The sequence below is a fragment of the Rhodococcus sp. NPDC055024 genome (genome assembly GCF_053608585.1).
Map to the genome: position 1 here is coordinate 1 of NZ_JBSGVT010000051.1, position 1,630 is coordinate 1,630.

The following is a 1,630-nucleotide window of genomic DNA, read 5'->3' on the forward strand; positions in this document are numbered from 1 at the left end:
CGGTTGAGGTGTCGTCGGGTCGTGTTGCTGTGGTGTTCGGTGATGTGGTGTTGACGTATGCCGAGTTCGGTGTGCGGGTGAATCGGTTGGCGCGGTGGTTGATCGGGCGTGGTGTGGGTCCGGATGTTTTGGTGGGGCTTGCGGTGGAGCGTTCGGTGGAGATGATCGTGGCGATGCATGCGGTTGTTGCTGCGGGTGGTGCGTATGTGCCGATTGATCCGGAGTTGCCGGTGGAGCGGATCGGGTTTGTGGTTGAGTCGGCTGCGCCGCGGTTGGTGTTGACTGTTTCTGCGTTTGTGGGTGTGTTGCCGGCGGGTGTGGATGTTGTTGTTCTTGATGGTCTTGATGTGGGTGGGTTGTCGGGTGGTCCGGTTTCTGATGGTGATCGGGTGGCGCCGTTGCGGTCGGGTAATGCGGCGTATGTGATGTTCACGTCGGGGTCGACGGGTCGGCCGAAGGGTGTGTCGGTCAGTCATGGGGCGATTGTCAATCAGTTGGCGTGGTTGGCGGGGGAGTATGGGGTTGGTGCGGATGATCGGGTGATGGCGCGTGCTCCGTTCACGTTCGATGTGTCGGTGTGGGAGTCGTTTTTGCCGTTGACGGTGGGTGCGCGGTTGGTGGTGACGCGGCCGGGTGGGCATCGTGAGTTGGATTATCTTGCGGGTGTGATGGTCGAGCATGCGATTTCGGTGGCGGAGTTCGTTCCGTCGGTGCTTGCGGCGTTGGTGGCTGATGGTTTTGGTGGTGCGTTGGGTTCGTTGCGGCATTTGTTTGCCGGTGGTGAGGAGTTGACGCCGGAGCTTGCGGTGGCGTTGGGTTCGTTGACGTCGGCTGCGGTGCATAACACGTATGGTCCGACGGAGGCGGCGATTACGACGACGGCGCATCGGATTGTGGGTTCGGTGTCTGGGGTGGTGCCGATCGGGACGCCGGTGTGGAATACGCGTGGGTATGTGTTGGATTCGCGGTTGCGTCCGGTGCCGGTGGGTGTTGCGGGTGAGTTGTATCTCGATGGTGCGCAGTTGGCGCGTGGTTATCATCGGCGTCCGGATTTGACGTCGGATCGGTTTGTGGCGAATCCGTTTGTGGTGGGTGCTCGGATGTATCGCACGGGTGATCGTGCGTTGTGGAGTGCTGCTGGGTCGTTGGTGTATTTGGGTCGGACGGATTTTCAGGTGAAGATTCGGGGGGTGCGGATCGAGCTCGGTGAGATCGAGTCGGCGTTGGCTGGGTTGCCGGGTGTTTCGGGTGCTGTGGTGGTGGTGCATGGGGGGAGTCGTCTGGTCGGGTATGTGACGGCTGGGTCCTCGGCCGATGCGGGTAGTTCTGTGGATTCGGTGGGGGCTCGGGCTGCGTTGGGGTTGGTGCTTCCGTCGTACATGGTTCCGGATGTGGTGGTTGTCGTTGATGAGTTCCCGTTGTCGAGTGCGGGGAAGTTGGATCGGAAGGCGTTGCCGGAGCCTGTTTTTGGTTCGCGGGTGTTTCGGGCGCCGGTTTCTGGTTCGGAGTTGGTGGTGGCTGCTGCGTTTGCGGTGGTGTTGGGGTGTGGGTCGAGGGTTGGGTTGGATGATGATTTCTTCGTGTTGGGTGGTAATTCGCTGAATGCGACCAGGCTCATCAGCCGCATCAA

General features: G+C 60.8%; 1 protein-coding gene. It reads left to right on the plus strand.

All coding sequences use genetic code 11. The features are described 5' to 3' along the window. A partial coding sequence (locus ACWF6P_RS31765; protein ID WP_452623699.1) for a non-ribosomal peptide synthetase occupies positions 1 to 1,630 on the plus strand: 1,630 nt, incomplete at both ends.